At 51.7% G+C, this 2,213-nt stretch carries 1 protein-coding gene; it reads right to left on the bottom strand.

Features of this window, described 5'->3' with window-relative positions:
- Positions 1-362 precede the first annotated feature (362 nt).
- Positions 363-2,045 carry an IS1634 family transposase gene (locus tag HPY90_RS15945; protein WP_287195969.1) on the bottom strand — a complete coding sequence of 561 codons (1,683 nt, stop codon included), beginning with the start codon at positions 2,043-2,045 and terminating at the stop codon, positions 363-365.
- Positions 2,046-2,213: the final 168 nt, after the last annotated feature.

Below are 2,213 nucleotides of genomic sequence, written 5' to 3' on the forward strand. Positions count from 1 at the left end.
GAACCGACAATAAGAGTAAGCTTATTCTATAGATGATGAGAATATGTTGTGAAGAGCCGTATGCCTTAATAGGGCACGTACGGTTCCGTCGAGGAGTATGGGCGGAAACGCCCATGCTTACTCAAGAAATATCAACAAAAATAGCATAAAAAGGTGAGGCGCAAAATGTTTAGAGCAAACAACAACCATAACCAGCAAACCCTGTCGGACAGCACCCAGTGGATAAACACCAAAATCCGTGAAAAACTTGAAAAATCCTGGGCGCCCATCTTCTACCCGAATTCGACAGTACATAGGCAAAATAAAGGCGCAACAGCTTGTTGCGCAAGGCTTCCGGGGATCGCCATTTCGGGCGCGTGTTACTAGGGACCTTCCCTCTTGGCAGGTACTACCGCAAAGAAGGTCGGCGGTTCCGGCACGCCAAGGGCTTTAAAGATTTGCTTCTGCTGAGCTGTCGTTTGTGTCCGCTGCAGCACCTTACCGTCAGGTCCAGCAAACTCTCCCAGGTGCATCCGGTCCAGGGTTTTTCTTAAGCTACGCCAGGTCTCGCCGGTCCTGTTCTCGGCTATCCTGATCAGCAGTAACGCCAGCCAGCATAAGAGAACATGGGACTTGATCCGCTCACTCAACCGGTGGTAGGCGGGCCTTAACTCTAAAACTTGCTTGATACTCCGGAAAGCGTCTTCCACTTCCAGCAGTTGTTTATATCCCAGGGCTACGTCTTCCGGCGAGAGGGTGTCGTCAGAGGTTCTTAACAGGTACTTGCCGTCCAGTTTTTCTTCTGCCTTTACCTTGGCCTTGTCTATGTAGGGCTGCCCCTTTTTGTCGGTTTTCAGGTACTTACCGTATGTCTTGTGGGCGATCAGTTCGCAACAGGCCTTGGTGTGGGGTTCGCCTTTTAAGTCACCGATGGCTTTTAGTTCTTCTCTGATCTTGGCCAGGGTCTTTTCCCGCTGAGCTTTGTCTTTGGCGGCCTCTTGGGGGTTCCGTACCAGGATGTACCTGACACGCTTTTCGCCGTCGCCGACGACGATCTCTTTTACTTCCAGGTTGTCCTTGATGGTTTTGTATCTCCCGGCCCGGTTAAGGGCTTCTGCCACGGTTTCTTTGCCGCTTCGCATCTTTTCTCCGGCAATGTAGTGGCCGCCGCCACGCTGCAGGTACTTAAGGTTCTCTTCTGAGGAGAAGCCCCGGTCCACTACGGTGATGACCCGGCCCAGTTTCCAGCCCATGAGGTCTTTTTTAACCTCTTCCACCACCGACATGTCGGCGGTATTACCGGGCCATACCCAGCACCTGACGGGGATCCCCTCCCGGGTGACGGCTAAACCGATAACCACCTGGGGAAGATCCGGTCGATGGTCTTTGGAGTGACCCTTTTGCCGCAGGTATTTCTTTTGATTTTCCGGGTCATCCTCGTCCTCTACCTCAAAATAGATGGAGGTGGTGTCAAAATAGAGGAGGTCCACTTCCAGGTTTAAGAGGTTAGCGACAGAAAAGAATACCTCTTCTTGTAGCTGTTCTGAAGCCTCCAGCAAAAAGTCCATGGCCCGGTAGAGGTTCTGGACCGGTACTTCGGCCAATTCGGGGATATGTATGTCTTCCCGTATCCAATCTTCAGTGGCCAGTTTACTGGCGGGGTTTAACGCCCTGTTAGCCACCATGGCAAAGATGGCCCGTTCCACCGGTACCTGGAACTTACGTTTTTCCAGCATTCGTTCCAAGGTACCCTGGATCCCCACCTCGCGCCAGAGATGGTTTAGTACCCAGGCCCCACCCAGGGGGCGGCTGGAGACGAAGGACAGGGGAGAAGTACCGTTCAGTTCAGCTTCCACCTGCAAAGCTTCTTCCGGACCAAGAAACCGGCCGATGCTCTTAACCAGTCTTTTCAGGCCTTCTCGGTCGACCTCCTCCTCACGGCCTAGGTTGAAGAGCACCTTGGCCTTGGCACAACGGGCCACAGGATCCCACTCGTTGTGGGCGAGCTGGATGTAACGGACCACGGAACCGTCTTTGTTTTTGCGGGAGATGGTTCGGATATACATGTCTATATTATACCATGTATACTATCTGTATGGCAATAATCAATGCTACTAAACGTGTGCCTATGGATTTTAGCTTTTTTCCATGGTTCCGAATCCCGAAAGCCTTGATATATAAGGATCGGTGTTTTCAAAAAAGCACATTTTTGCCTATCAACTGTCGAACTCGGG

It is taken from the genome of Syntrophothermus sp., assembly GCF_013314835.1.
Lineage (GTDB): Bacteria > Bacillota > Syntrophomonadia > Syntrophomonadales > Syntrophothermaceae > Syntrophothermus > Syntrophothermus lipocalidus.